Below are 26,488 nucleotides of genomic sequence, written 5' to 3'. Positions count from 1 at the left end.
AGACCCGCAAGCCTCCGGGCAGGCTCCTCCTCCAGCCTGCCCGGAGGCAACATTCAATCTTCAAGAGCCACCAGAAACCAATGATCCTGATCCGCGCGATTGGCCTGATGCTGCTCCTTCTCCTGGGGACGCTGCTGCCGTCGAACGCCAGCGAAGCAGATCTGCGCGTCGTCATCGCCAAATTCGCCACCGCCGCCAATTTTCCGGCGATAGAAGCCGTGGTGCGGGAGCTTGCGGCTTCCGGCGATCCGGCCGTAGAACGGCCGCTTGCCGCGCTTGCGGAGGGCAGCCTTTACGTGCGCAAGGCCGATTCACTGGTTTTTGTCGGCAAGGAGAGCGGCGACGGCATCGAGCTGCTCGATGCGCTTACCGGCGAAGGATCGGGCGAAGCTGCAAAGGCCGACATCACCAAGATCAAGGTCAACAACACGCTGCGCCGCGTCATTCGCGATGCGTTGGGCACGCTGACGCTCGGCTCCAAGGACCCGGCCGTGCGCATTGCCGCCGCCGACACAATGTTCAAGACGCCGGACGCGGCAAACATCGAGCCGCTCGACACCGCGATCGCCAATGAGAGCGTGGCAAGCGTCAAGGCGCTGCTAGAACAGGCCCGCGCCGCGTCGATTCTCGTTTCCGACAGGCCGGAGGCCGACAAACTGGGCGCGATCGCGCTCATCAGTGCGCGCGGCGACCGCGAAGCGGTGTCGCTGCTCACGTCGGTAGAGGCCAGTTCCGAAGGTGCGGTGAAGGACGCGGCGACCGCGGCGATTGCCGACATCAACTCGACGCTGGCGCTGTGGGATGCCGGCCAGAACATCTGGTACGGCATATCGCTCGGATCGGTGCTGCTGCTGGCGGCGATTGGCCTTGCCATCACCTTCGGCGTCATGGGCGTCATCAACATGGCGCATGGCGAGATGGTCATGCTCGGCGCCTACACGACCTTCGTCGTGCAGGAGGTTATTCGCAATTCCTTTCCCGGCCTGTTCGACTGGTCGCTGGTCATCGCCCTGCCGCTGGCCTTCCTGGTGGCGGCGCTCGTCGGCCTTGTCATCGAGCGCGGGCTGATCCGCTATCTCTACGGTCGGCCGCTGGAAACCCTGCTGGCGACATGGGGTGTGTCGCTGATCCTGCAGCAGGCCGTACGCACCATCTTCGGGCCGACCAACCAGGAGGTCGGCAACCCGTCCTGGATGTCCGGCTCGTTCAATATCGGCCAGCTTGCCGTGACCTGGAACCGGCTCTGGATCCTGGTATTCGCGCTCGGCGTGTTCGCGGTGCTGCTCTACGTGATGAAACGCACGCCTTGGGGGCTGCAGATGCGTGCCGTCACCGCCAATCGCCGCATGGCTGCCTCGATGGGCATCAGGACGCCGTGGGTGGACGCCCTGACGTTTGCACTCGGCTCCGGCATTGCCGGCATCGCCGGTGTCGCGCTCAGCCAGATCGACAACGTCTCGCCCAATCTCGGCCGCGGCTACATCATCGACAGCTTCATGGTCGTCGTTTTCGGCGGTGTCGGCAATCTCTGGGGCACGCTGGTCGGCGCTTTCTCGCTCGGCATCGTCAACAAGTTCCTCGAGCCTTATGCCGGAGCAGTGCTCGGCAAGATTGTCGTCCTGGTGCTGATCATCCTGTTCATCCAGAAACGCCCGCGCGGTCTGTTCGCGCTAAAGGGCAGGTCGGTGGAAGCATGATCACGGGACGCTTCTTTGCCGCCGGCGCCGACCGCCGTGTCGCCATCACCATCTTCATCCTGCTGGTGGTTGCAATCGTCGTGCCGCTGCTCAATCTTGCGGTCTCGCCGACAAGTGCGTTTTACGTGCCGTCCTATATCGTCGCGCTCACCGGCAAATACCTCTGCTATGCACTGCTCGCCTTGGCGCTCGATCTCGTCTGGGGCTATTGCGGCATCCTCTCGCTCGGCCACGGCGCCTTCTTCGCACTCGGCGGCTATGCGATGGGCATGTATCTGATGCGCCAGATCGGCTCGCGCGGCGTGTACGGCAATCCGCTGCTGCCGGATTTCATGGTGTTCCTTAACTACAAGGAATTGCCATGGTTCTGGCATGGCTTCGACCACTTCTGGTTTGCCGCGGTCATGGTGCTTGCGGTGCCCGGCCTGCTCGCCTTCGTCTTCGGCTGGTTTGCCTTCCGCAGCCGCGTCACCGGCGTCTATCTGTCGATCATCACCCAGGCGATGACCTATGCGCTGCTGCTTGCCTTTTTCCGCAACGACATGGGTTTCGGCGGCAATAACGGCCTGACCGATTTCAAGGACATTTTAGGCTTCAACGTGCAGGCCGACATGACACGCTCGGCGCTGTTCGCGGCCAGCGCCGTCATGCTGGCGCTCGCCGTCTTCGTCACCTGGGCAATCGTCGGTTCCAAATATGGCAAGCTTTTAATGGCGGTGCGCGACGCCGAAAGCCGTACGCGCTTCCTCGGCTGGCGGGCGGAGAACGTCAAACTGTTCGCGTTCACCGTGTCGGCGGTGATGGCCGGCATCGCCGGTGCGCTTTACGTGCCGCAGGTCGGCATCATCAACCCTGGCGAATTCGAGCCGTCCAATTCGATCGAGGTGGTGGTGTGGGCGGCCGTCGGCGGGCGCGGCACCATCGTCGGGCCGATCATCGGCGCGCTTCTGGTCAATGCCGGTAAATCCTGGTTCACCGGCGTGCTGCCTGAATTCTGGCTGTTTGCGCTGGGCGGACTGTTTGTCGCCGTCACGCTGTTCCTGCCCAAGGGCATCATCGGCATGTGGGATTCCTGGCGCGGCAACGCCAAGGCGCTGCGGGCGGCCTCGGTTGTCGAGGAAGCCGGCATCGATCCCGATGCGCCGGTGCCGTCGAAAACCGACCGCTCGGCGGCGAGAAGGCCGGGCGACTGGTCGGCCTCCGGCGCCGAACCGCAGCCGGCGGAGTGATGGCCTGATGTCGAAGAGCAACACCATCCTCTATCTCGACGGCGTGTCAGTTTCCTTCGACGGGTTTCGCGCCATCAACAACCTTTCACTGGTGCTCGACAAGGGCGAGATGCGGGCGATCATCGGCCCCAACGGCGCCGGAAAGACGACGATGATGGACATCGTCACCGGCAAGACGCGGCCCGACGCGGGTGAAGTTTTCTTCAACGGTGAGGTCGACCTGACCAAACACGACGAGGCCGAAATCGCCATGATGGGCATCGGCCGTAAATTCCAGAAGCCGACCGTCTTCGAAAGCCACACGATCGAGGACAATCTGATGCTGGCGCTGAAAGGCCCGCGCTCGATCTTCCCGGCACTGTTCCATCGTCGCTCGGCCGCGGACGTGCGGCAGATCGACGACATCCTCGGCATCATCCGGCTTGGCGACAAGCGTGACGAACTCGCCGCCAATCTGAGCCACGGCCAAAAGCAATGGCTCGAGATCGGCATGCTTCTGGCGCAGGATCCGAAGCTGCTGCTGGTCGACGAACCGGTTGCCGGCATGACCGACGCCGAGACCGAGGAAACCGCGCGGCTGCTCCGGGATATCGCGCGCGACCATTCTGTCATCGTCGTCGAGCACGACATGCATTTCGTGCGCGAGCTCGGCGTCAAGGTTACCTGCCTGCACGAAGGCTCGGTGCTTTCCGAGGGCAGCCTCGACTTCGTTTCGGCCGACGAGCGCGTCGTCGAAGTCTATCTGGGGAGATGAACATGGCCTGGCGCGTTCCGTTCCATCATTTCGACCTTTCGTTCTTCACGCGTTGGAGAAAGCGCTGACCATGCTCGAAGTCTCCAATGCCACGCTGCACTACGGCGCTGCCCAGGCGCTGCGCGGCGTCTCGCTGAAGGCCGGCGCCGGCAAGATCACCTGCGTTCTCGGCCGCAACGGCGTCGGCAAGACCAGTTTGATGAGATCGATCGTCGGCCATCACCGGCTGACGAGCGGAAGCGTTGCCTTCGAGGGGAAGGCGCTCGACCGGAGCGCGGCGTATGATCGCGCCCGGTCGGGCATCGCATTCGTGCCGCAGGGCAGGGAGATATTTCCGCTGCTTACGGTGCGGGAAAACCTCGAATCGGGTTTTGCGCCGTTGAAGCGCGCCGATCGCAACATTCCCAGTCACGTCTTCGAATTGTTTCCGGTGCTGAAGCAGATGCTCGCGCGCCGCGGCGGCGATCTTTCCGGCGGCCAGCAGCAGCAGCTTGCCATCGGCAGGGCGCTGGTGATGCGGCCGAAGCTGCTGGTGCTCGACGAGCCGACCGAAGGCATCCAGCCGTCGATCATCAAGGACATCGGCCGCGCCATCCGCTATCTGCGCGACCAGGCCGGTATCGCCGTGCTTCTGGTCGAACAATATCTCGACTTCTGCCGGGAATTGGCCGATGAGGTCAACATCATGGACCGCGGTCAGATCGTCCATACCGGCCCAGCCGAGGATCTCGACCGGGCGGACGTCCGCAAATTCCTGACTGTCTGAATTCCTATTGATTCCGTTACTTTGCAACTCTGGCGCGCTGCAGATTGCGTGCTAGATTTTGCTTGGCCTTGGTGAGTCGGCCGCTTTCCGTAGCAGTTTCAACTTGGCAGATCAGGGGAAGGCGCGGCCCGCGTCGGCACGCTTGCGCGCAAGCCCTTCCAGCGATCTGTTGTCGTCCAACATTTCGGGTGCTTGGGAGCCAGGGCCAGTCAATGGAGCGCTATGTCGAGGACTACCAGAAACGACGGCTCACGGAGCGCGTCGATATCCTGACAGCCATCAACATTCTGAAATCGCAGGGGTATGACCACGACGAACTCATCGCGGAGATCACCAAGGTCTTCTATATCGATCTCGATGCTTTCAACGAGATCGTCAGGGTTGATCGGCGTCCGGACGAACGCGCCGCATAGCCGGTAATTGAGGACCCGGCCAGGCAGATCACCGACAGCGGGGGCGTCAGCCTGCGACCCGCTTCATCAGCGCGATGGCGCCGAATGGAGCGCGGACCTTGCCCTCGGTGATGAAGTAGACGAACACGTCGCGTGGCTTGACCGGCACGTCGGTTGAAGGAGCGACACGCGGCAGGTCGGCCGGCACCTTGCCTTCCGCCCAGGTTTTTGCGCGCGCCGCCCATTCATCGAGCGCCTTTGGCGTGTAGCAATCGGGATTGTCGTCGCTGCCGGTCTGCAGCCGGGCATAGATGAAATCGCCGGTGACGTCGGCAATCCCCGGATATTTGGCGTGGTCGGCATAGACGATGGCGGCCTTGTGCTTTCGCGCCAAGGCGGCGAACTCCGGCACGACGAAGCTGTCGTTGCGCACCTCGACGGCGTGGCGCAGCGCAACGCCGTCCTGCTTTTCCGGCAACAGCTTGAGGAAGGCCTCGAAATCGTCCGGGTCGAATTTCTTGGTCGGCGCGAACTGCCACAAGATCGGCCCGAGCTTGTCGCCAAGTGCCGCGACGCCCGACCCGAGGAAGCGCATGATCGATTCCCCGGCCTCGCCGAGCACGCGGCGGTTGGTGACGAAGCGGTTGCCCTTCAGCGAATAGACGAAACCATCCGGCGCCTCGTTGGCCCATTTGACGAAGGTCGGCTCCTTGAAGCTCGAATAATAGGTGCCGTTGACCTCGACAGTGGGCACCTGCCGGCTGGCATAATGCAGTTGCTTGGCCTTCGACAATTTGTCCGGGTAGAAGGACGTGTCCCACGGCTCGAAGGTCCAGCCGCCCATGCCGGCGCGGATTGTTCCTGATTGAGTCATGGTCGTCCTCCCGGTTTGCAGAAAAGGATCACGCGATGGCGGTCGTCTCGACGGCTTTCGCCATGTCGACGACCGTCCATCCTGGCCGATATGGATTGGGCCGGCGACCCGTTTCGCGAAAGCCGTAGGCCTTATACAACGAAACGTTCCGTTCCATTCTGGCATTGGTGTAGAGTCGGATTTCAGGCAAGCTCCACAGGCGCGTCTGTTGCTCGGCCCAGTCGAGCAGCCCGATGCCGAAACCCTTGCCCTGAAAGGCGGGCGCAACGGCGACGCTGAAGATCATTGTATGGTCCGCATGTCGTTCGAGAACGATCAACCCGGCCGGCTGTCCGTCCTGCTCCGAAAGCCAGACCTCGCCGCGTTCTATGCGCGGCGCATAGTCCTCGGTGACGGGGATCGGCGGCGCTCCGAACAGGGCAGTGTAGGGCGCGTAGGCGTCGGTGGTGAGCGAGATCACCATGGGGAGATCATCGGCCCGAGCGGCTCTCATGATCAAAACTGGCCCGCGCCGGCAGCGGCCGCAATCACCTTGTCCATACCGGCCGCTATCGCGGCGACGGCATTGCGACTGGCGTCGCCCAAGCCGTGGCGCTCAGCGAGCCAGTGCGCGTCATTGTAGGAGAGCCAGACCTTGCCTTGCTCGTCCTCCCAAGCCAGTGCCTTGACCGGCAGATCGATGCCGGCAAGCTGCCGGTCCTGCATCAGCGGCGTGCCGCCTTTCGGGTTGCCAAAAATCAGAAGCTGGGTCGGACGCAGGGAAGCTTCGACAATGCGCGCACCGGCGGCGTGGTCAATGCGGGCGAAGACCAGCAATCCTGCACGTTCCACAGTCCCGACCAGGCGATCGATCGTTTCGGCCACGCCGAAGCGGCTTTGGACCGTGATGAGACCGTTCTTTGCCATCACTCCGCCGCTTCGCGCTTGCCTCCGGGGCGCCGCTCCAGCAAGTCCCTCAGGAACTGCCCGGTATAGCTGCGTTTTTCGCGGACGATGTCCTCCGGCGTGCCGGACGCTACCAGCTCGCCGCCGCCGTCGCCACCTTCGGGGCCAAGATCGAGCACCCAGTCAGCGGTCTTGATCACCTCTAGATTGTGCTCGATGACGACGACCGTGTTGCCCTGGTCGACCAGCTCGTGCAGCACTTCAAGCAGCTTGGCGACGTCGTGGAAATGCAGGCCGGTGGTTGGCTCATCGAGAATGTAGAGCGTCTTGCCGGTCGCCTTGCGTGATAGTTCCTTGGCGAGCTTGATGCGCTGCGCCTCGCCGCCCGACAAAGTCGTTGCCTGCTGGCCAACATGGATGTAGCCGAGGCCGACCCGTTTCAGCGTCTCCAGCTTGTCGCGCACGCCGGGCACGGCGGCGAAGAAATCGACGCCTTCTTCGACCGTCATGTCGAGAACGTCGGCGATCGATTTGCCCTTGAACAGGACGTCGAGCGTCTCGCGGTTGTAGCGCTTGCCGTGGCAGACGTCGCAGGTGACATAGACGTCGGGCAGGAAATGCATCTCGATCTTGATGACGCCGTCGCCCTGGCAAGCCTCGCAGCGGCCGCCCTTGACGTTGAACGAGAAGCGGCCCGGCTGGTAGCCGCGCGCCTTGGCCTCCGGCAGGCCGGCGAACCAGTCGCGGATCGGCGTGAAGGCGCCGGTATAGGTGGCGGGGTTGGAGCGCGGGGTGCGCCCGATCGGCGACTGGTCGATATCGATGACCTTGTCGAGGAATTCGAGCCCCTCGATGCGGTCGTGCTCGGCCGGATGCTCGCGCGAGCCCATGATGCGGCGCGACGCCGCCTTGAACAAGGTCTCGATCAGGAAGGTCGACTTGCCGCCGCCGGATACGCCGGTGACGGCGGTAAAGGTGCCGAGCGGGATTTCGGCGGTGACGTTCTTCAGATTGTTGCCGCGCGCGCCGACGACCTTCAGCCGGCGGTTCTTCTTGGCCTCACGCCGCACTGCCGGCGTCGCCACTTCGAGCTCGCCCGACAGATATTTACCGGTGATCGAAGCGGGCGTCGCCATGATCTGCTGCGGCGTGCCCTGGGCGATGATGTGGCCGCCATGGATGCCGGCCGCCGGGCCGATATCGACGACGTAGTCGGCATGCAGGATGGCGTCCTCGTCATGCTCGACGACGATGACCGTGTTGCCGATGTCGCGCAGATGCTTCAGCGTGTCGAGCAGGCGGGCGTTGTCGCGCTGGTGCAGACCGATCGACGGCTCGTCCAGCACGTAAAGTACGCCGGTCAGGCCGGAGCCGATCTGCGAGGCAAGACGGATGCGCTGGCTCTCACCGCCCGACAACGTGCCGGAGTTGCGCGACAGCGTCAGATAGTCGAGACCGACATCGTTGAGGAAGCGCAGCCGCTCGCGGATTTCCTTGAGCACGCGCACCGCGATCTCGTTCTGCTTGTCGTTGAGCGATGCAGGCAGGTCGGTGAACCACTGGTCGGCCTTGCGGATCGACAGCTCGGTGACCTCGCCAATGTGCTTGCCGGCGATCTTGACCGCGAGCGCCTCGGGCTTCAGCCGATAGCCGCGGCAGGCCGGGCAGGGCGTGGCCGACATGAAGCGCTCGATCTCCTCGCGCATCCAGGCGGATTCGGTTTCCTTCCAGCGGCGCTCGAGATTGGGGATGACGCCCTCGAAGGTTTTCGTCGTTTTGTAGGAGCGCAGACCGTCATCATAATGGAAGGTGATTTCGCGCTCGCCGGTGCCGTGCAGGACGGCTTGCTTTGCCTCCTCGCTCAAATCCTTGAACTTGTCGCCGAGCTTGAAGCCATAGGCAACGCCCAGCGCTTCCAGCGTCTGCGCATAGTAGGGCGAGCTCGACTTCGCCCAAGGGCTGACGGCGCCGGCGCGCAGCGAGACATTCTCGTCGGGCACGACTAGGCTGGCATCAATGGCGCGTTGGCTGCCGAGCCCGTCGCAGGTCGGGCAGGCGCCGAACGGATTGTTGAAGGAGAACAGCCTGGGCTCGATCTCGGGAATGGTGAAGCCGGACACCGGGCAGGCGAACTTTTCCGAGAACAGCATGCGTTCATGCGTCTCGTTCTTCGATTTGTTGACCGAATCCTCGCCGGTCTGGCTGGCGTCGAGCGGCTTGTCGGCAAATTCCGCCACCGCCAGCCCGTCGGCCAGCTTCAGCGCGGTCTCGATGGAATCGGCGAGCCGCGTCGCCAGATCGCCGCGCACGACGATGCGGTCGACGACAACGTCGATGTCGTGCTTGTACTTCTTGTCCAGCGCCGGCACGTCGGCGATCTCGTAGAAGACGCCGTCGACCTTGACGCGCTGAAAACCCTTCTTCTGCAGCTCCAGCAGTTCCTTGCGGTACTCGCCTTTGCGGCCGCGCACCATCGGCGCCAGAATGAACAGCCGGGTGCCTTCCTCGACCGCAAGCACCCGGTCGACCATCTGCGAAACCGTCTGGCTCTCGATCGGCAGGCCGGTGGCCGGTGAATAGGGTACACCGACGCGGGCGAACAAAAGCCGCATATAATCGTAGATCTCGGTGACGGTGCCGACCGTCGAACGTGGGTTCTTCGAGGTGGTCTTCTGCTCGATGGAGATGGCCGGCGACAGGCCGTCGATCTGGTCGACGTCAGGCTTCTGCATCATTTCGAGGAATTGCCGTGCATAGGCCGAAAGGCTCTCGACGTAGCGGCGCTGGCCCTCGGCGTAGATGGTGTCGAAGGCAAGCGACGACTTGCCCGACCCCGACAGGCCGGTCATGACGATCAGGCTGTCACGCGGCAGGTCGAGATCGACATTCTTCAGATTGTGTTCGCGTGCCCCGCGAATGGAGAGATATTTATGGTCGGCCATCGCCGGTCGCCGCCTCAGAATCTGGAATTCGTGGGATGGGCGGGTTTTCCCGACCATCCCCTATGTAGGTAATTTCGCCGCCTTTTCGAGAGACGCCACAACTCTCGACCAAAGCGTTTAACCGCCTTTCGCGCGAACGGGCAAGCGGAAAGAACAAAGGCCGAACACGCTCCTGACAAAAGCTGCCCGCGCAGCCGGCTTCACAAAGCGTCTCGCGATCACATTTTTCGGCAACCCGGCTATTCAAGGTTGACGTCCCCGCGTCATGGGGGCAGAATCCAATTGTCAACGAAGCCGGCCGTCTTTCGATGGCCTCGCGGCCTGGGGCTAGCCTGCGAGACGCCGCGGGTTATGCGATGAGCGCTTCGACGACAGTCGCAACGAACAGAAGGAGAGCAGAGGCATGACTCCACCGGATTGTTCCTTGAGGCTCCACGTGTCGCTGGAGCCGCGGCAGGTATAAGTAGCCAGGTCAGGCGTTTAGCGCTACCTGCCCACGTTGACCTGCCGATCCCCACAACAATCAGAGACTGCTAGTCGGATCGTCGGCTGAACGCCGCGAAGCATCCGAAATAAAAAGCCGGCAGTACACTCCCGGCAATTTGGATTTCAGATCCAAGAAAGCCCCGTCAGTTGCAAAGCAATGGCGGGGCTGTTCGTTTGAAGCGCAATATTTGTGGTTCACACCAGGCGAACTTAGCGGCTGGAGGGCCTGATCCCGCCGGTAGCGACATCAATGGTGATGCTACCGGAAATCCGAACGTCGGTATCGCCAATCTTGAAGGTGCCGTTGCCGCTGCCTAGAGCCATATCGTCAGGCTCAGGCCGCGGCGCTGGCTCGGCGATGCGATAATCGCTGGTCACACCGGGCAGAGCGCGCTTTTGCGAAGACGTCGAATTATCTTGGGCAAGTGCCATACCCACCAGCATGTTCGTGCCGGCAACGGTAGCGATGGCAAGGCATAACAGGCTGGATGAGCGGCTGGCGGTCATCGCCGGACTATAGTGCCGCGATAGCGGCAAGACCAGACCGATGGCGCTGAAATTGCGGGCGCTCAATCGCCTCAGTTCCGTCCGCCGGCCCGGCTCGTTCATGCGGCCTGCTTGCGAGTGTCGAAAACATGGTCGACGAGGCCCCAATCCTTGGCCTCCTGCGCGGTCATGAAAAAGTCGCGGTCGAGCGTGCGTTCCACTTCTTCGTAGGTGCGGCCGCAATGGCGGGCGTAAAGATCGGTCATGCGCCGCTTGGTGCGAAGGATGCCCTCGGCATGGCGCTGGATATCGGAGGCTTGGCCCTGGAAACCGCCGAGAGGCTGATGCAGCACGATGCTGGTGTTGGGTAGCGCGATGCGCCGCCCCGGTGTGCCGGCCATCAAAAGGAACGAGGCCATCGAGGCGGCGAAGCCCATACAAACCGTGGAGACCGGGCAGCTGATATACTGCATCGTATCGTAGATGGCGAAACCGCTGGTCACTACGCCGCCCGGCGAGTTGATGTAGAGCGAGACCTCCTTGTCGGGATTGTCGGATTCCAACGACAGAAGCTGGGCGCAGACCAGCGCCGAGGTGCCGTCATCGATCGGGCCGTTGATGAAGACGATGCGCTCGCGCAGCAGCCGCGAAAATATGTCGAAGGCACGTTCGCCGCGGCTCGACTGCTCGATCACCATCGGCACCAGATTGGCAAGGCCGCTCATCGGTTGTCTCCGTTGACTGTTGTCGTTCAGGCCGCGCGCAGGAAGAGGCGCGGGGTGTTTGCGGCGATCTGCTTGTGCCTGGGAGTGTGCGCGTCAAAGGAAAGCCGGCAACCGGCGCCTGCCATCGCGATCTCCGGCACTGCTGCCCGAGCAAAACCATCATGGACGATGCGCAGATGCGTGCCGCCGGAAACGGTACGGTCGAGCGTAAAGGTGACGATGCTGTCCACTGGGCTGTCGTTCATTGCGCTGTCCAGGGGGCTGCCGGGCGGCACCTGCGTATCGCCGGGCGCCGGGCGCTCCCGCCAGGAATAGCGCAGCAGCCGTCCGGGATCCGCGTCGAGGATTTCGCACTCGATCGGCGCATTCGGCGCTTTAAAGGCAAAGCGGTTGCCGATTTCGGGCTTGATGTCGTTCGGCATCATCCAGGCCGCGAGCAGGTCCGGCACCGTCAGTGCCCGCCACACCTTTTCCGGCGGTTCGGGCAGCTCGCACTCGAACTCGATCTTGTCTGCGGCCATTTCGGCGCGTTCTTTGCCTCGGCTGGTCATTGGTCCATGTCCTTCAAAACCGTCTTGAGCCTTTCGATGCGCTCTGGCCAGAACGCACGGTAGCGTTCGATCCAGCCGAGCAGTGGCGCAAGCCCCTTCGGATCGACGCGGTAATAGGCGTTGCGACCGGCCCGGCGCTCGACCACGAGGCCGGCGCCGCGCAGCACTGCGAGATGTTGCGATACCGCCGGCTGCGATACCGGTATGCCAGTGCGCAGTTCCGACACCGTCATCTCGCCGTCGGCGAGCCGCTCATAGACGGCGCGACGCGTTGGATCCGCTAGTGCCCGAAAAATGTCTGCTTCGATCATGCCGAAAGCATAAGTCAATACTTATCGGTTTGGCAAGCCGTGTTCTTTAAGACAGGCGGTGTTTTTTAAGACAGGCGAGGTTTTACAAACTCGCTGGAAGCCAGCGTCTCACCATGTCGGGGGATCCGTTGAACGTCGCCTCGAAAACTGGTGACGCGAGCACAGCATGAATATGAAGCAATTCGGAGCCGACGTTTCGGAAGCCATGTTGCCTGTGCGCGGCGACAACAAGCGACTGTCCGGCAGTCAAGACGAGATGCTCTTCGTCGATCCACATCTCGGCCCTGCCAGCGATGACGGTAAGCACTTCCTCGACCGGGTGCCAATGTGTCGGGGCGCCAACCGCCGGTTCGACCCATTGTTCAAACATGCAAAGTTGAGTTGCGCCGTTGCGGGCAGAGACATGCATGCGGGTCTTTACTCCCGTCCGCCATTCTTCTTGCGGCTGATCGTCATGCGCAACCATCTTCATGCGTTCGCCTCGATCCCATGGTCTGTGGAAATTCGACGCCGAGACACTACTTCTTACTGACAACTATTGACAGTGCAAGGCCTCTCCTATAGAACGAAAAGAGAACAAAAACCTTGTGGGAAAAGGCAGCGACGGCAGGCAGGGATTGTCCATCGCCTGTAAGGTGCGGCGACAAAAATTCGGTTTCGGATGAGCGCGGAGAAGTATCATGGCGGGTAGCGTCAACAAGGTCATTCTGGTGGGCAACCTCGGGGCGGACCCTGAAATCCGCCGCCTGAATTCGGGTGACCCGGTCGTCAACATCCGCATCGCGACGTCGGAAAGCTGGCGCGACAAGACGTCCGGAGAGCGCAAGGAAAAGACCGAGTGGCACAATGTCGTGATCTTCAACGACCAGATCGCCAAGGTGGCCGAGCAGTATCTGAAGAAGGGCATGAAGGTCTATGTCGAGGGCCAGCTGCAGACGCGCAAATGGCAGGACCAGACCGGCAATGACCGCTATACGACCGAAATCGTGTTGCAGAAATTCCGCGGCGAGCTGCAGATGCTCGATGCGCGGGGCGAGGGCGGCGGCCAGGTCGGCAACTATGCCGGTGGTGGTGCGAGCCGCGGTTCCGATTTCGGCCAGTCCGGCCCGGGCGAAAGTTTCAATCGCGGTGGCGCCAACAAGGGCGGCGGCGGTGGTTCGTCGCGCGAGCTGGACGACGAAATCCCGTTCTGATTTCTCGGAGCGGACTGCCCTTGCGGCGAAAAGCGCCGGCACCTTGGCCACGAAATGGCGTCCCGAAAATCTGTCTTGGATTTTTGGGACGTTGTGCGTTTGAGCGGTGAAAGGACGTATCAGGTGAAGGCAAGGGTCAAATGGGTCGAGGAGCGCACTTTCGTTGGCGAGTCCGCCAATGGGCACAAGCTGGTGCTAGGCACTGCGTTCGGGCCGGAGGGCAAGACGCCGGGGCCGAGCCCAATGGAACTGGTGCTGATCGGCACTGGCGGCTGCTCGGCCTATGACGTGGTCCATATCCTCGAAAAGGGGCGCGAGGCGGTCGAAGATTGCGTGGTCGAACTCGATGCCGACCGTGCAGAAGCCGATCCCAGGGTGTTCACCCGCATTCACATGCATTTTGTCGTCAAGGGCCGGGCGCTGTCACACGACAAGGTAAAGCGGGCGATCGGGCTTTCGATCGAGAAATACTGCTCGGCCTCGGCAATGATGGCCAAGACTGCCGAGATTACCCACGACTTCGAAGTCATTGAAACGACAGCGAAGTAGGGCTGTCCCTACGTCGCCATCAGCGCCTTGATGCCGTCGGCGACGAACTGTACGGCGAGCGCCGCCAGGATGACGCCGAGCAGCCTTGTCAGGATCGAACGGCCGGTTTGGCCGAGGATACGGTCGATGCGCTCTGACAGCACGAACACCAGGTAGGTGATGACGAGGCAGATGGCGATGATGCCGACAAGGGCTGTCTGAGCGCCCAAACCCTGAAACGAGCTTGAGAGCAGGACGGTCGCCGAAATCGCGCCGGGACCGGCAATAAGCGGGATCGCCAGCGGAAAGGCGGCGATGTTGTGGATCATGTCCCTGGTGATGGCGACGTCGCCGATCTTCTCCTTGCGGTCCTGCCGGCGCTCGAACACCATTTCGAAGGCGATGAAGAACAGCAGAAAGCCGCCGGCGACGCGGAAGGCCGGCAGAGTGATGCCGAAGACTGACAGGATCGACGCGCCGGCGATTGCGAACAACGCCATTACCAGGAAGGCGATGACCGAGGCGCGCACGGAGACCTGGTTGCGCTCCTCGCTGTTCATGCCGCGGGTAACGGCGAGGAAGAGCGGCGCCAGGCCGGGCGGATCGATCGTCACCAGTATGGTGACGAAGGCGTTGAACAGGCTGTCGAAGCTCGGCATGCTGACCCTCCCCGCCGGCAAAGCCGGATAACGGGATTGGTAGAGCAAAGCGGAGCCAGTGGAAACCGTGCGGATCAGGGGCTGGCGGTGCGGCGCGCCAGAAACTCGACTTCGAGACGCCAGGTGGCGCCGTCGTCCTGTGAGCGTTCGCCCAGCCAGCGGAACGAATTTTCGGTGATGCGCGAAAAGCTCCAGCGCACAGCAGATCCGGTGCCGTCTGCGCCTTGCTGGATGATGGTATCGCCCTCGGCACGGCCGAGCTGGCGGCTGTAGTACTGATTGCGCGGATCGCTCCAGAAGATGTGCCAGGCGTCAACGCCGGGATCGTAGACGCGCAACGTCGTGCCATAGAAGGTCCATTTGCCGAGCGAGGGCGAGGGGCCGGCGTCACGGGCAGGCAGGATCCATACGTCCTGGATCGCGCGGCCTTCGAGCACCCAGCCGAAATGCACTTCGCCGCGCCCGGTCAGCACCTGACCGTCCTCGAGATGGCGCGTGGCGTCGAACGTCCAGGCGCCGACGAAGCGGCCATAAAGATTCAGTTTCTCGGCAAGGGCCGATACGGGCCCATCGCTGTGCAGGGCCTTGGCAAAGGAATTGGACATGGCTTCGCTCTCATCTTGTCAGGAGACCGGCAAGCATAGAGGCCGACAGGGGTTCTGCGCTTGGGAAAAGTTGCTATGTTTCGGCGATGACGACGAGCGCGCACAGGCTGGCGTCGGGCCGAGGCTGGCAGGTGTCGGATGTCATCTGCACCGCCAGCGCCGCCGACAGGCCATTCGAAGAGGAGCATCGGGATTTCTGCGTTGCCGCCGTAACCAACGGCACCTTCCGCTATCGTGCGCGCGAGGGCACGGCGATGCTGGCGCCGGGCGCGCTCCTGCTCGGCAATCCCGGCACATGCTACGAATGCGGGCACGAGCATGGCGCCGGCGACCGTTGCCTCTCCTTCCATTTCGGACCAGCCTATATGGAGCGGATCGTCGCCGACGTGCCGGGCGCCAAGACGCTCGATTTCGGCACGCCGCGCCTGCCGCCCTTGCCGGCGCTGGTGCCGCTGCTTGCCGAAGCGGAGGCGGCGCGCGAGATGGCCGACACCGGCGCGTTCGAGGAACTCGCCCTGCGCATTGCCGGTGCCGCGGTAACAGCGGCTTGCAGCGCTACGGATCGGGGACGGACGCCGAGCCGCCGTGACCAGAAGCGTGTCGCCGAAGCGGTGCGGCGCATCGAAGTCGATGCCGACCGGCCGATCTCGCTTGCCGAACTCGCCGACGAGACCGCCACCAGCCCTTACCATTTCCTGCGCACCTTCCGGCACGTTGCCGGCATGACGCCCTACCAGTTCCTGCTGAGAGCGCGGCTGCACAGGGCAGCCGTGCGGCTGCGGACGTCGGATCAGGCGATTTCGGCGATTGCCTTTTCGGCGGGGTTCAACGATCTATCAACCTTCAATCGCCGTTTCCGGCGGCTGATGGGCGAGGCGCCGGGTACTTATCGCGCCCGCCGGCGACGCCCGTGAAAGGGTGCCACGGCCATATCGTCGCAATTGGTTTATCCTTTTGAATTTGCCGCTAAAAACCACACTGGAAAACTGCCACGATTGTTGGAGTTTCGGGCCGGCTTCCTATATAAGCACCAAGTGATTCCTGATTAGATTGTGATCCGATTTGACCGACCAAAAGACACCGCGCGGCGCCGACGGCGGCCCCACCGGCATCGAGCCGATATCCATCATCGAGGAGATGCAGCGCTCCTATCTCGATTACGCCATGAGCGTGATCGTCAGCCGCGCGCTGCCGGACGTGCGCGATGGCCTCAAGCCGGTGCATCGCCGCATCCTCTACGCCGCCTATGAGAGCGGCTATCACTGGAACCGCAAATATGTGAAATCGGCACGCCCGGTCGCCGACGTGATGGGTAAATACCATCCGCATGGCGACGCCTCGATCTACGACGCTTTGGTGCGCATGGCGCAGGATTGGTCGCTGCGCGTGCCGCTGATCGACGGGCAGGGCAATTTCGGCTCGATCGACGGCGATCCGCCGGCGGCGATGCGCTACACGGAATCGCGGCTGACCAAGGTCGCGCATGAGTTGCTGGAAGACATCGACAAGGACACCGTCGATTTCCAGGACACTTACGATGCGTCGGGCAGCGAACCGAAAGTCCTGCCGGCGCGCTTCCCGAACCTCTTGGTCAACGGCTCCGGCGGTATCGCCGTCGGCATGGCAACCAACATCCCGCCGCACAATCTGGGCGAGGTCTGCAACGGCGCCATTGCCCTCATCGATAATCCGGCCATCGACCTTCCGGCGCTGATGGAGATCATTCCGGGGCCGGATTTCCCGACCGGCGGCATCGTGCTCGGCCGCTCCGGTATCTACAGCGCCTATTCGACCGGCCGCGGCTCCATCGTCATGCGCGGCCGCGTCAACGTCGAGGCGCGCGGCAACGATCGTGAATCGATCGTCATCACCGAGGTTCCCTATCAGGTGAACAAGGCGTCGATGATCGAGAAGATGGCCGAGCTGGTGCGCGACAAGCGCATCGAAGGCATTTCCGACATTCGCGACGAGAGCGACCGCCAGGGCTACCGCGTCGTCATCGAACTGAAGCGCGACGCGGTCGCCGATGTCATCCTCAACCAGCTTTACCGCTTCACCCCGCTGCAGACGTCCTTCGGCGCCAACATGGTGGCACTGAACGGCGGCAAGCCGGAATTGCTGACGCTGACCGACATGCTGAAGGCGTTCGTCGCCTTCCGTGAGGAGGTGATCAGCCGGCGCACGAAATTCCTGCTGCGCAAGGCGCGCGACCGCGCCCATGTGCTGGTCGGCCTTGCCATCGCTGTTGCCAACATCGATGAAGTCATCAAGCTGATCCGCAGCGCTCCGGACCCGCAGACGGCGCGCGAGCAGTTGATGGAGCGGCGCTGGCCTTCGGGCGACGTGGAATCGCTGATTCTTCTGATCGACGACCCGCGCCATCGCATCAACGAGGACGGTACCTACAATCTCTCCGAGGAGCAGGCGCGCGCCATCCTCGAACTCCGCCTGCAGCGCCTGACCGCGCTCGGCCGCGACGAGATCGCCGACGAGCTGAACACGATCGGCGACGAGATCAAGGACTACCTGGACATCCTCTCGTCGCGCGCCCGCGTCCAGCAGATCGTCAAGGACGAGCTCATCGCCGTGCGCGACGAGTTCGGCACGCCGCGCCGTACCGAGCTCGCCGAGGGCGGGGCGGACATGGAAGACGAGGACCTGATCCAGCGCGAGGACATGGTCGTCACGGTCAGCCATTCCGGCTACATCAAGCGCGTGCCGCTGTCGCTCTACCGGGCGCAGCGCCGCGGCGGCAAGGGCCGCTCCGGCATGTCGACCAAGGAAGAGGATTTCGTCACCCGGCTGTTCGTGGCCAACACGCACACGCCGGTGCTGTTCTTCTCCTCGCGCGGCATCGTCTACAAGGAAAAGGTCTGGCGCCTGCCGATCGGCAACCCGCAATCGCGCGGCAAAGCGCTGATCAATATGCTGCCGCTCGAACAGGGCGAGCGCATCACCACGATCATGCCGCTGCCGGAGGATGAGACGAGTTGGGGCGAGCTCGACGTCATGTTTGCCACCACGCGCGGTACCGTGCGCCGCAACAAGCTGTCGGACTTCGTCCAGGTCAACCGCAACGGCAAGATCGCCATGAAGCTGGACGAGGAAGGCGACGAGATCCTCGGCGTCGAGACCTGCACCGACAATGACGACGTGCTTTTGACGGCAAGTTCCGGCCAGTGCATCCGCTTTCCGGTTAGCGACGTACGCGTCTTCCAGAGCCGCAATTCGGTCGGCGTGCGCGGCATTGCGATGGCCGATGGCGACCGGGTGATCTCGATGGCGGTGATCGAGCATGTCGATGCGCCGCCGGCGGAGCGTGCCGCCTACCTCAAGCGGGTGGTGGCCGAACGCCGGCTCGCTGCTGACATCGCGGCCGGCGAGGAGGAAGAAATCCAGCTCACCAATGAAGAGGTCGGCGAAGAGGCAGAGCTTTCCGACGACCGCTATGAATTCCTCAAGGCGCACGAGCAGTTCGTGTTGACGGTGACGGAATATGGCTACGGCAAGCGTTCATCGTCCTACGATTTCCGCCTGACTGGCCGTGGCGGCAAGGGTATTCGCGCCACCGACGTCTCGAAAACGGCCGAAATCGGCCGCCTGGTGGCGACCTTCCCGGTCGGCAATGACGATCAGATCATGCTGGTTTCGGATGGCGGCACCGTTATCCGTGTTCCAGTGAACGGCATTCGTTTCGCCAGCCGCGCCACCAAGGGCGTTACCATCTTCAATACCGCAGAGGGCGAGAAGGTCGTTTCGGTGGAGCGAATTTCAGAACCGCAAGCGGATGAAGAGATCGAAGAGAATGCTGAAAGCGGCGCTGTTGCCGATACCGATGGTAGGGAGCCCGATACTTCCGTCGAGTGAGTTTGGCACGACGACGCCAGCCCTGTGGGCCGGCGTGTGAAGACACCCGCAATCTAGAAGCGGCGATAAGGCCTGCGGTTGCCGAAGCCTTCGAACCGCTTGGTATTGGCCTTGGCGCGGACGCGCTGTGCTTCCTGATGCAACCCGAATAGGGTGGCGATCAGCATGGCGACGGTCATTGCGGTGGCGAGCATGTAGATCAGCATGTGCGTGTTCTCCTGCGCCTAACAACGATTAGATGGGTGTTTGGTTTCATCTCCTGCAGCTGCAACTTTAGTGAACACTGCGTGAAGCTGTTGTGAGCGGCACATTCATCTGTCGTTCACGTCGGCCAAAAGGTTCACGGCGCGGGCTGGCGATCGGATTTGCCTTTAGGAGAGAGGCTCGCTAGAAGCACCTGCCATGACCGAACGCATCGCCCTTTATGCCGGCTCTTTCGACCCGCTGACCAACGGCCATCTCGACGTGCTGAAGGCGTCGCTGGCCGTGGCGGATACAATCTATGCCGCGATCGGCATCCATCCCGGCAAGAAGCCGTTATTTTCCTTCGAGGAACGGGTTGGCCTGATCGAAACGGCCGCGAAGGCGGAATTCGGCAGCGACGGTGCGCGTATCAAAGTAGTCGCCTTCGACGGGTTGGTAATCGACGCGGCCAGGAAGCATGGCGCCTCGATCATGATCCGCGGCCTGCGCGACGGCACCGACCTTGACTATGAGATGCAGATGGCCGGCATGAACGAGACCATGGCGCCGGAGCTGCAGACGGTGTTCCTGCCCGCCAGCCCTTCAGTGCGCACCATTACCGCCACACTTGTGCGCCAGATAGCTTCGATGGGAGGCGACATCCGCCCCTTCGTGCCGGCGGCCGTGGCCGGCGCGCTCACCGCCAAATTCGCGAAATAAAATGCATGTCACCCAAAAGTGGAACCCGGCTTTGGGTAACGACATGCATGAACGAAGATATTCGGAGAAAGATCCCATGCAGCTGAAAAAGCTTGCCTTCTTGCTTGCCGTGCTTGCCGGTCTTGTGACCGCATCCGTGTCGGCCTTTGCCGCCGATCCGGAAAACACCATGATCGTAACGCTGAAGGACGGCGACGTGACCATCGCGCTGAGGCCCGACCTTGCGCCGAAGCACGTCGCGCAGATCAAAAAGCTGGTGCGCCAGGGCGCCTACGACAACGTCGCCTTTCACCGCGTCATCGACGGCTTCATGGCGCAGACCGGCGACGTCAAGTTCGGCAACATGAAGAGCGGCTTCAATGCCGACGCTGTCGGCACCGGCGGCTCCGATCTTCCTGACCTGCCGGCCGAATTCTCCAGCACCGAGCACTACCAGCGCGGCGTGGTCGGCATGGCCCGCTCCGACGATCCGAATTCCGCCAATTCGCAATTCTTCATCATGTTCGCGCCGGCACCGCCGCTCGATGGCCAGTACACCATCGTTGGCAATGTCGTCAGCGGCATGGAGTTGGTGGACCACATCAAGAAAGGCGACGAGGCGCAGAACGGGACGGTGACCGACCCCGATCGCATGATCAAGGTGCGCATCGCCGCGGACGGCAAGTAACCCCAATTGTTCAAAAGGATATTTCTGACATGGCCGAAATCAAGGACCGCGAGAACGCGCTTATCATGGACACGACCAAGGGCAAGGTCGTCATCGAATTGTTTCCAGATCTGGCGCCCGGCCATGTCGGCCGTATCAAGGAGCTGGCGCGCGAAGGCGCCTATGACGGCGTGGTCTTCCACCGCGTCATCGACGGCTTCATGGCGCAGACCGGCGACGTGAAGTTCGGCAATTCCAACAAGCCGTCTTTCGCGCCATCGCGCGCCGGCACTGGCGGTTCCGACAAACCCGATCTGAAGGCCGAGTTCTCCAACGCCAACCACGGCCGCGGCACCTGCTCGATGGCGCGCTCGCAGAACCCGAACTCGGCCAATTCGCAGTTCTTCATCTGCTTCGACGATGCCGCCTTCCTCAACCGCCAGTACACGGTATGGGGCCAGGTCATCGAAGGCATGGACAACGTCGACAAGATCAAGCGCGGCGAACCGGTGCAGGATCCTGACAAGATCGTATCGCTCAAGGTCGCGGCCGACGTGAAATGACCAGCCGGGCTGTCGCGGCCATCGCAATTATGCTCGCCGCGGCGGCCACTCCGGCGCTGGCAACGGAATCGATCGTCTGCAGCGCCGACGGCGGCGCGGCATCGATTGATGTTTTGATGGGACACACGGCCGTCATTGCGGTGGCGCGTGTGTGGCTGGATGCCGGCGGCAAGACATGGACCACGGACGGACAGCCAGGCTCAACGAAAGTCATCGTTGGACAGGCATTCGAAGACGGCGAGCGCTTGCTGATCGATCTCACTGATGAGGGCCTCAGCTCGATCGTCGCCAAATTGCGGCTGGTCAAGGCCAGCGAGCAGTCCAGCTTCGCGATGGGCGGCACGTTGAGCATAGACGGTGTCGGCGCCTGGGCGGTGACCTGCCCGGAACCTTGAGGCGGGGATCTCTTGCGCGTCGACCTTTTCGACTTCGATCTGCCGGAGGAGCGCATCGCGCTTCGCCCAGCCGAGCCGCGCGACAGTGCCAGGATGCTGGTGGTCAGGCCGGGTGAGGGGCTCGAAGACCGGACGGTGCGCGACCTGCCGGCCCTGCTCAAGGCCGGTGATGTGCTGGTCTTCAACGACACCAAGGTCATTCCGGCACAGCTGAAAGGCATCAGGCGGCGCGGCGAGGCGGCGGCGCAGGTCGAAGCCACGCTGCATATGCGGATGGCGCCCGACCGCTGGCTCGCCTTCATGCGTCCGGGCAAGCGCATCGCCGCCGGCGATCGTATCCATTTCGGTCATGACGCCAATTCCTGCCTTCTCGGCCAGCTCGACGCGACCGTGATCGAGAAGGGAGAAGGCGGCGAGGTGCTGCTCGGCTTCGACCTGTCAGGTCCGTTCCTCGACGAGGCGCTGCATGCAGTCGGCCACATCCCGCTGCCGCCCTACATCGCCTCCAAGCGTGACGACGACGAACGCGACCGCAGCGACTATCAGACCATTTATGCGAGGGAGGAGGGCGCGGTCGCCGCGCCGACGGCAGGGCTGCATTTCACGCCGGAGCTGTTTGCGACGCTCGACGCCAAGGGCATAGAGCGCCGTTTCGTCACGCTGCATGTCGGCGCCGGCACGTTCCTGCCGGTGAAGGCGGACGACACCGCCGACCACAAGATGCACGCCGAAACCGGTTCGGTCAGCCCGGAAACCGCCGAGGCGCTGAATGCGGCGAAAGCAAAAGGAGGGCGCATTATCGCCGTCGGCACGACATCGCTGCGCTTATTGGAGAGCGCGGCTGGCGAGGACGGCAGGCTGGCCGCATGGTCAGGCCCGACAGACATCTTCATCACGCCCGGCTATCGTTTCAAGACCGCAGACTTGCTGATGACCAATTTCCATCTGCCGCGTTCGACGCTGTTCATGCTGGTTTCGGCCTTCTGCGGTTTGCAGACGATGCGGGCGGCCTATGCGCATGCCATCGAGAATCGCTACAGGTTTTATTCCTATGGAGACGCAAGTCTTCTGTTCAGGGAGGATACCGATGGACGATGACCTGGAAACCTTCGACCGGGAAGCCTTGATCGCCGAGGTCAGGAAACTGCGCGCCGGCATCCGCCAACACCGCGACGCCACCGGCCATGATCTGTGCTGGCACCATCCCGACCTCTGGTCACTTTTGCCCGAAAAGACCGACCCGGCGATTGCCGTGCCGCCGTGGCCGAAATTCATGCGCGGCTGCATCCGCTACCGGCAATCACTCGACAAGCAGGCCCCGGACGCGCCGGTATTCGACAAGGAGTTCGATGGCTAGGGAATTCAATGACTGACGCATTCACCTTCAAGGTGCTGGCGACCGACGGCAGGGCGCGGCGTGGTGCAATCACCATGCCGCGCGGGGAAATTCGCACGCCTGCCTTCATGCCGGTCGGTACCGGCGGCACGGTGAAGGCCATGTATATGGATCAGGTGCGCGGCGTCGGCTCGGACATTATCCTCGGCAACACCTACCACCTGATGCTAAGACCCGGCGCCGAGCGCGTGGCGCGGCTCGGCGGCCTGCATGAATTCGCCCGCTGGCCGCATCCAATCCTGACCGACAGCGGCGGCTTCCAGGTGATGTCGCTGTCGAAGCTGCGGAAACTGACCGAGAACGGCGTTACCTTCCGTTCGCATATCGACGGCGGCCCCTACGAGATGTCGCCGGAGCGTTCGATAGAGATCCAGGGGCTGCTCGATTCCGACATCCAGATGCAGCTCGACGAATGCACGGCTCTGCCGGCCAAGCAGAACGAGATCGAGCGTGCCATGGAGTTGTCGTTGCGCTGGGCCGAGCGTTGCAAGACGGCATTCGGCGAGCAGCCCGGCAAGGCGATGTTCGGCATTGTGCAAGGCGGCGACGTGCCGGATCTGCGGCTGCGCTCGGCGCAGGCGCTGAAGGCAATGGAGCTGAAGGGCTACGCGATCGGCGGGCTGGCTGTCGGCGAGCCGCAAGCGGTGATGCTGGAGATGCTCGACATCACTTGCCCGGAGCTGCCGGCTGACCGGCCGCGCTACCTGATGGGCGTCGGCACCCCGGACGACATTTTGAAGTCGGTGGCGCGCGGCATCGACATGTTCGACTGCGTGATGCCGACGCGGGCAGGGCGCCACGGCCTAGCCTACACACGGCGCGGCAAGGTCAATCTGCGCAACGCCCGCCATGCCGACGATCCGCGTCCGCTCGATGAGGCAAGCGACTGCCCGGCCGCACGCGACTATTCGCGGGCCTATTTGCATCATCTGGTGCGCTCGCAAGAGGCGCTTGGGGCGATGCTCCTGACCTGGAACAATCTGTCCTATTACCAGCAGCTGATGCGCGACATTCGTGAAGCGATCGAGGCTGGCAGGTTCGCCGAAGAAGCCGAGATCATCACGCAGCAATGGGCAAACGGTGACCTCGCCGTCCGGTAGGCATGCTCGCCAGGAATCCGGCTCCAGGGAGGAGTTGTCCCTGCCATGAACCGTTTTGAAACGACTGCCCAATAAGCATTGCCGGACGACATCGGGCGAGGATCAAGAACCTGTTCGTTTCGCGGCAAGTTTCAGTTCCTGGCACGACGGTGCGGACGAACGGCATCGCCGAGCCTTCGCCTTCGACCCCCATCGCGGTTCAGCGATGGACGGCTGGGTCGTTGCTTGCGATTCTGGCGATCGCAGTGACCGGCCTGGTCTTGCGCTTGCTTGGCGCGCGCGGCGACCTTTGGCTGGACGAGATCTGGAGCTTTGCGCTGATCGAGCCGCTGACCTCGATCGACCAGATATTCTGGCGCGTCAATCACGACAACAATCATTTCCTCAACTCGGTCTATCTCTATCTCATTGGCCCCGATGCTTCGCCGCTGATCCAGCGAGGTCTGTCGATAGCATTAGGTGTTGCCACGATCGGTGCGGCGGCAGCGAGCGCCGCATCGCGCGGACGACAGGCGATGATTGCCACAAGCCTGTTGTTTGCCGTGAGCTACCCAATGGTCCATTACGGCTCGGAGGCGCGCGGCTATGCCGGCCTTGTGCTGTTCACGCTGCTCTCGGTGGTTTTTCTGGAGCGCCGGCTCGACAATAGACGGTGGTCTGGCGCGGCCTTGGCAGCGGCGATCCTTTTCGGCTTCCTGTGCCATCTCACAATGATCGGAATGGTGGCGGTCCTCGCAATCTGGACCGCCTGGCTCGCCTGGCAGCGTACGGCGAAGGTCGGCCGCGTCGTTGCGGACCTGGCGTCGATCTTCCTGCCGGGCTTGCTTGCCGTGCTGCCGCTGGCTGTCGGCGTGTTTGTCGGCTGCAGGCTGTTCGGCTTCAGTGTCGGTGGTGTTTCGCCATTCTCGATTGCCGCCTTCGCGCAGGGCTATGGCGGGATGATCCGCTCTCTGTTCGGCCTGCCACCCTGGTTTGGCGACGGGCCCTATATCGTTGCCGCCTGCGGTCTTGTCGGCCTCTCCGCCGGTGTCTGGCGCGGTCGTCGAGCCAGCCTTTATGCCATCGGGATTATCGGACTGCCTTTGCTCATGGCGGCGGCGCATCTGCCCAACCTTGAGTTCCCGCGCTATTTCATCATCAGCGGAACATTGCTGCTGCTCTGGGCCGGCGAGATGATTGGCCGCGGCCTGGATGCTCGCGGAACTGCCAGGCTGCTTGCGATGGGAGCGCTGGCGATCGTGGTGAGTGGAAGCATTTCGTCGCTGCTTCAGTTCTATCAATATGGACGCGGCTCCTACGCCGCTATCGTTGATGAAATGACCAGGAACGGCGCAACCACCTATGCCAGCGACGGTAATTTCCGCACCCCCATTGTCGTCAACTATTTTGCGGCGCGAATGGATCGTCGGGCATTGCTGGTCACAGACGACGGGATGTGCACCGAACGGCCCGCCTGGCTGGTCCTCGAAGGGGACGTGGACAAACAAGCCGAACATGTCCAACCTACGGCCGCATGCGCTCTGGCGTATGAACGGGCCGATGCGTCGAGGCATTGGGGGTTTTCAGGCCTGAGCTGGACGCTCTACCGGCGACAGGATTGAAACACCCCTTTAGGTGCTGAGCGACGTGGACGCACGCAGGCTGCAGCCGGTGATCCGAAAGCTGCCGTCAGGCTGTAGTTCGAGCGTGTAGACCGCCTCGTAGTCCTTGCCATCCGGGCCGACGATCAGCACTTGCTGGATGATCGAGGTCGGGCTCGTCTCGCGAACTTTGCCGAAGGAGTAGGTCTGCGGTTGGCGCACCGGCGGATAGCCTTTTGTCACCATGTTCATGAAGGTATCGACGGTCGGAAAGATGCGTTTCACATTCGGTGCGGCAAAGCTGTAGGCCGTCATTCCGTCATTGGCGATGAACGCCCTCAACTGCCCATCGATGACTGTCTGCGCCGCTTTGACTTCGGCGTCGCCAGCAAAGGCCTGGGATGCGAAAATGAATGGAACGACTGCGAATGCGAAAAACGCGCGGCGCATGGCCTGTCTCCGTTGTCCCTGAGAAATCGCTGCCTGAAGGTACATGATACCATACGCTTTGCAGTGCTTCAGGGTTTCAGCCGAGCGCAAACATTCGGCGTGGCAGTCCGTGTCCGAGCCGAGAAAGCATTGTCGAGGCGAGAACAGCCTGAGCGATTGCCGATGCTTGAAAGCCGGGCGGCAGTCTGCCACAAGGGCCGCTCGATTAGAGCGTGCGATGTGAGCAGGACCAGGCAATGAAGGCATTTTTCGTGCAGATAAAATGCGATCTGGGCAAGGCCTACGACGTTGCCAGCGCCCTGGCCGATGCCGAGATCGCTTCGGAAATCTACTCGACAGCCGGAAACTACGACCTGCTCGCCAAATTCTATGTCGACGACGAGGAAGACATCGGCCACTTCGTCAACGAGAAAGTGCAGATTCTTCCCGGCATCAAGGACACGTTCACGGTCGTCACCTTTCGCGCGTTTTGATCCGCATCCGGCATGTGCCCGGACACCAGGCA

General features: G+C 62.5%; 31 protein-coding genes. 18 read left to right on the top strand and 13 right to left on the bottom strand.

The window, feature by feature from the left end:
• Positions 1 to 80: 80 nt before the first annotated feature.
• The 5 genes from urtB (at position 81) to NKH28_RS16655 (ending at position 4,859) form a co-directional block, all read left to right on the top strand.
• Positions 81 to 1,697: an urea ABC transporter permease subunit UrtB gene (gene urtB / locus NKH28_RS16675; protein WP_352979713.1), complete on the top strand. Its 1,617-nt coding sequence runs from the start codon at positions 81 to 83 to the stop codon at positions 1,695 to 1,697.
• Entirely contained in the window at positions 1,694 to 2,926 is a 1,233-nt protein-coding gene (urtC, locus tag NKH28_RS16670; protein ID WP_352979711.1) for an urea ABC transporter permease subunit UrtC, read from the top strand. Before urtB ends, urtC begins: the two co-directional genes overlap by 4 nt.
• Before the next feature lie 7 nt (positions 2,927 to 2,933).
• Positions 2,934 to 3,680 (top strand): urea ABC transporter ATP-binding protein UrtD, encoded by a 747-nt coding sequence (urtD, locus tag NKH28_RS16665; protein ID WP_023674855.1) that lies wholly within the window; start codon positions 2,934 to 2,936, stop codon positions 3,678 to 3,680.
• Positions 3,681 to 3,750: 70 nt separating this feature from the next.
• Complete coding sequence (gene urtE / locus NKH28_RS16660; RefSeq protein WP_352979774.1) at positions 3,751 to 4,446, top strand: urea ABC transporter ATP-binding subunit UrtE; 696 nt, start codon at positions 3,751 to 3,753, stop codon at positions 4,444 to 4,446.
• Positions 4,447 to 4,658: 212 nt separating this feature from the next.
• Positions 4,659 to 4,859, top strand: coding sequence for a hypothetical protein (locus NKH28_RS16655; RefSeq protein WP_352471707.1), 201 nt, complete (start codon positions 4,659 to 4,661; stop codon positions 4,857 to 4,859).
• A 46-nt stretch (positions 4,860 to 4,905) separates the two neighbouring features.
• On the opposite strand, the gene NKH28_RS16650 is transcribed toward NKH28_RS16655, so the two are convergent.
• The 9 genes from NKH28_RS16650 to NKH28_RS16610 all read right to left on the bottom strand — a co-directional run bounded on the left by NKH28_RS16650 (position 4,906) and on the right by NKH28_RS16610 (position 12,570).
• Positions 4,906 to 5,712 carry a DUF72 domain-containing protein gene (locus NKH28_RS16650; protein WP_352979709.1) on the bottom strand — a complete coding sequence of 269 codons (807 nt, stop codon included), beginning with the start codon at positions 5,710 to 5,712 and terminating at the stop codon, positions 4,906 to 4,908.
• 28 nt (positions 5,713 to 5,740) lie between these two features.
• A complete protein-coding gene (locus NKH28_RS16645; RefSeq protein ID WP_352979707.1) occupies positions 5,741 to 6,211 on the bottom strand; it encodes a GNAT family N-acetyltransferase in 471 nt (156 codons plus the stop codon).
• Positions 6,208 to 6,618: a DUF302 domain-containing protein gene (locus NKH28_RS16640; RefSeq protein WP_352540604.1), complete on the bottom strand. Its 411-nt coding sequence runs from the start codon at positions 6,616 to 6,618 to the stop codon at positions 6,208 to 6,210. The genes NKH28_RS16645 and NKH28_RS16640 overlap by 4 nt, the downstream gene beginning before the upstream one ends.
• Entirely contained in the window at positions 6,618 to 9,539 is a 2,922-nt protein-coding gene (gene uvrA, locus NKH28_RS16635; protein WP_352979704.1) for an excinuclease ABC subunit UvrA, read from the bottom strand. Before uvrA ends, NKH28_RS16640 begins: the two co-directional genes overlap by 1 nt.
• 696 nt (positions 9,540 to 10,235) lie before the next feature.
• Positions 10,236 to 10,532 (bottom strand): hypothetical protein, encoded by a 297-nt coding sequence (locus NKH28_RS16630; protein ID WP_352979702.1) that lies wholly within the window; start codon positions 10,530 to 10,532, stop codon positions 10,236 to 10,238.
• Between the two features lie 98 nt (positions 10,533 to 10,630).
• Entirely contained in the window at positions 10,631 to 11,236 is a 606-nt protein-coding gene (locus NKH28_RS16625; RefSeq protein ID WP_352455702.1) for an ATP-dependent Clp protease proteolytic subunit, read from the bottom strand.
• Positions 11,237 to 11,262: 26 nt separating this feature from the next.
• Positions 11,263 to 11,787: an SRPBCC family protein gene (locus tag NKH28_RS16620; protein WP_352979700.1), complete on the bottom strand. Its 525-nt coding sequence runs from the start codon at positions 11,785 to 11,787 to the stop codon at positions 11,263 to 11,265.
• A complete protein-coding gene (locus tag NKH28_RS16615) occupies positions 11,784 to 12,098 on the bottom strand; it encodes an ArsR/SmtB family transcription factor (protein WP_352448759.1) in 315 nt (104 codons plus the stop codon). Before NKH28_RS16615 ends, NKH28_RS16620 begins: the two co-directional genes overlap by 4 nt.
• 82 nt (positions 12,099 to 12,180) lie before the next feature.
• Positions 12,181 to 12,570: a cupin domain-containing protein gene (locus NKH28_RS16610; protein WP_352979698.1), complete on the bottom strand. Its 390-nt coding sequence runs from the start codon at positions 12,568 to 12,570 to the stop codon at positions 12,181 to 12,183.
• A 208-nt stretch (positions 12,571 to 12,778) separates the two neighbouring features.
• On the opposite strand from NKH28_RS16610, the gene NKH28_RS16605 reads away from it, so the two are divergent.
• Together NKH28_RS16605 and NKH28_RS16600 are read left to right on the top strand one after the other, a co-directional pair.
• Complete coding sequence (locus NKH28_RS16605; RefSeq protein ID WP_352448761.1) at positions 12,779 to 13,291, top strand: single-stranded DNA-binding protein; 513 nt, start codon at positions 12,779 to 12,781, stop codon at positions 13,289 to 13,291.
• 123 nt (positions 13,292 to 13,414) lie between these two features.
• Positions 13,415 to 13,840 carry an OsmC family protein gene (locus tag NKH28_RS16600; protein ID WP_023674868.1) on the top strand — a complete coding sequence of 142 codons (426 nt, stop codon included), beginning with the start codon at positions 13,415 to 13,417 and terminating at the stop codon, positions 13,838 to 13,840.
• 8 nt (positions 13,841 to 13,848) lie between these two features.
• On the opposite strand, the gene NKH28_RS16595 is transcribed toward NKH28_RS16600, so the two are convergent.
• Both NKH28_RS16595 and NKH28_RS16590 read right to left on the bottom strand, forming a co-directional pair.
• A complete protein-coding gene (locus NKH28_RS16595) occupies positions 13,849 to 14,478 on the bottom strand; it encodes a MarC family protein (protein ID WP_352979696.1) in 630 nt (209 codons plus the stop codon).
• 74 nt (positions 14,479 to 14,552) lie between these two features.
• Positions 14,553 to 15,083, bottom strand: a complete 531-nt coding sequence (locus NKH28_RS16590) for a hypothetical protein (protein WP_352816473.1) — start codon at positions 15,081 to 15,083, stop codon at positions 14,553 to 14,555.
• Positions 15,084 to 15,169: 86 nt separating this feature from the next.
• Here NKH28_RS16590 and NKH28_RS16585 point away from each other — a divergent pair, with 86 nt between their 5' ends.
• Both NKH28_RS16585 and gyrA read left to right on the top strand, forming a co-directional pair.
• Complete coding sequence (locus tag NKH28_RS16585; protein ID WP_352979694.1) at positions 15,170 to 15,997, top strand: helix-turn-helix transcriptional regulator; 828 nt, start codon at positions 15,170 to 15,172, stop codon at positions 15,995 to 15,997.
• A gap of 148 nt (positions 15,998 to 16,145) precedes the next feature.
• Positions 16,146 to 18,950: a DNA gyrase subunit A gene (gene gyrA / locus NKH28_RS16580; RefSeq protein ID WP_352979692.1), complete on the top strand. Its 2,805-nt coding sequence runs from the start codon at positions 16,146 to 16,148 to the stop codon at positions 18,948 to 18,950.
• Between the two features lie 53 nt (positions 18,951 to 19,003).
• Here gyrA and NKH28_RS16575 read toward each other — a convergent pair whose 3' ends face one another.
• Complete coding sequence (locus NKH28_RS16575) at positions 19,004 to 19,156, bottom strand: hypothetical protein (RefSeq protein WP_352502504.1); 153 nt, start codon at positions 19,154 to 19,156, stop codon at positions 19,004 to 19,006.
• Between the two features lie 196 nt (positions 19,157 to 19,352).
• Between NKH28_RS16575 and coaD the strand changes: the two genes are divergently transcribed.
• The 8 genes from coaD (at position 19,353) to NKH28_RS16535 (ending at position 25,554) form a co-directional block, all read left to right on the top strand.
• On the top strand, positions 19,353 to 19,853 hold the full coding sequence (gene coaD / locus NKH28_RS16570) for a pantetheine-phosphate adenylyltransferase (RefSeq protein WP_352448768.1): 501 nt from the start codon (positions 19,353 to 19,355) through the stop codon (positions 19,851 to 19,853).
• Between the two features lie 76 nt (positions 19,854 to 19,929).
• Positions 19,930 to 20,520, top strand: a complete 591-nt coding sequence (locus NKH28_RS16565) for a peptidylprolyl isomerase (protein WP_352471695.1) — start codon at positions 19,930 to 19,932, stop codon at positions 20,518 to 20,520.
• A 29-nt stretch (positions 20,521 to 20,549) separates the two neighbouring features.
• Complete coding sequence (locus NKH28_RS16560; protein ID WP_254817363.1) at positions 20,550 to 21,062, top strand: peptidylprolyl isomerase; 513 nt, start codon at positions 20,550 to 20,552, stop codon at positions 21,060 to 21,062.
• Complete coding sequence (locus NKH28_RS16555) at positions 21,059 to 21,457, top strand: hypothetical protein (protein WP_352540594.1); 399 nt, start codon at positions 21,059 to 21,061, stop codon at positions 21,455 to 21,457. The genes NKH28_RS16560 and NKH28_RS16555 overlap by 4 nt, the downstream gene beginning before the upstream one ends.
• A 12-nt stretch (positions 21,458 to 21,469) precedes the next feature.
• Positions 21,470 to 22,555, top strand: coding sequence for a tRNA preQ1(34) S-adenosylmethionine ribosyltransferase-isomerase QueA (queA, locus tag NKH28_RS16550; RefSeq protein ID WP_352540593.1), 1,086 nt, complete (start codon positions 21,470 to 21,472; stop codon positions 22,553 to 22,555).
• Positions 22,545 to 22,814: a hypothetical protein gene (locus tag NKH28_RS16545; RefSeq protein ID WP_352471691.1), complete on the top strand. Its 270-nt coding sequence runs from the start codon at positions 22,545 to 22,547 to the stop codon at positions 22,812 to 22,814. Before queA ends, NKH28_RS16545 begins: the two co-directional genes overlap by 11 nt.
• Positions 22,815 to 22,822: 8 nt before the next feature.
• Entirely contained in the window at positions 22,823 to 23,953 is a 1,131-nt protein-coding gene (gene tgt / locus NKH28_RS16540) for a tRNA guanosine(34) transglycosylase Tgt (protein WP_352979689.1), read from the top strand.
• 221 nt (positions 23,954 to 24,174) lie between these two features.
• The gene (locus NKH28_RS16535) at positions 24,175 to 25,554 is read left to right on the top strand and encodes a glycosyltransferase family protein (RefSeq protein WP_352682859.1); all 1,380 of its coding nucleotides are present in this window, start codon (positions 24,175 to 24,177) and stop codon (positions 25,552 to 25,554) included.
• 9 nt (positions 25,555 to 25,563) lie between these two features.
• Here NKH28_RS16535 and NKH28_RS16530 read toward each other — a convergent pair whose 3' ends face one another.
• Entirely contained in the window at positions 25,564 to 25,983 is a 420-nt protein-coding gene (locus NKH28_RS16530) for a DUF4864 domain-containing protein (protein WP_352455762.1), read from the bottom strand.
• A 236-nt stretch (positions 25,984 to 26,219) separates the two neighbouring features.
• Here NKH28_RS16530 and NKH28_RS16525 point away from each other — a divergent pair, with 236 nt between their 5' ends.
• Positions 26,220 to 26,456: an Lrp/AsnC ligand binding domain-containing protein gene (locus tag NKH28_RS16525; protein ID WP_023674883.1), complete on the top strand. Its 237-nt coding sequence runs from the start codon at positions 26,220 to 26,222 to the stop codon at positions 26,454 to 26,456.
• Positions 26,457 to 26,488 lie beyond the last annotated feature (32 nt).

The organism is Mesorhizobium sp. M1227 (genome assembly GCF_040318315.1).
Lineage (GTDB): Bacteria > Pseudomonadota > Alphaproteobacteria > Rhizobiales > Rhizobiaceae > Mesorhizobium.
This window is presented reverse-complemented; position numbering and strand designations above follow the sequence as displayed.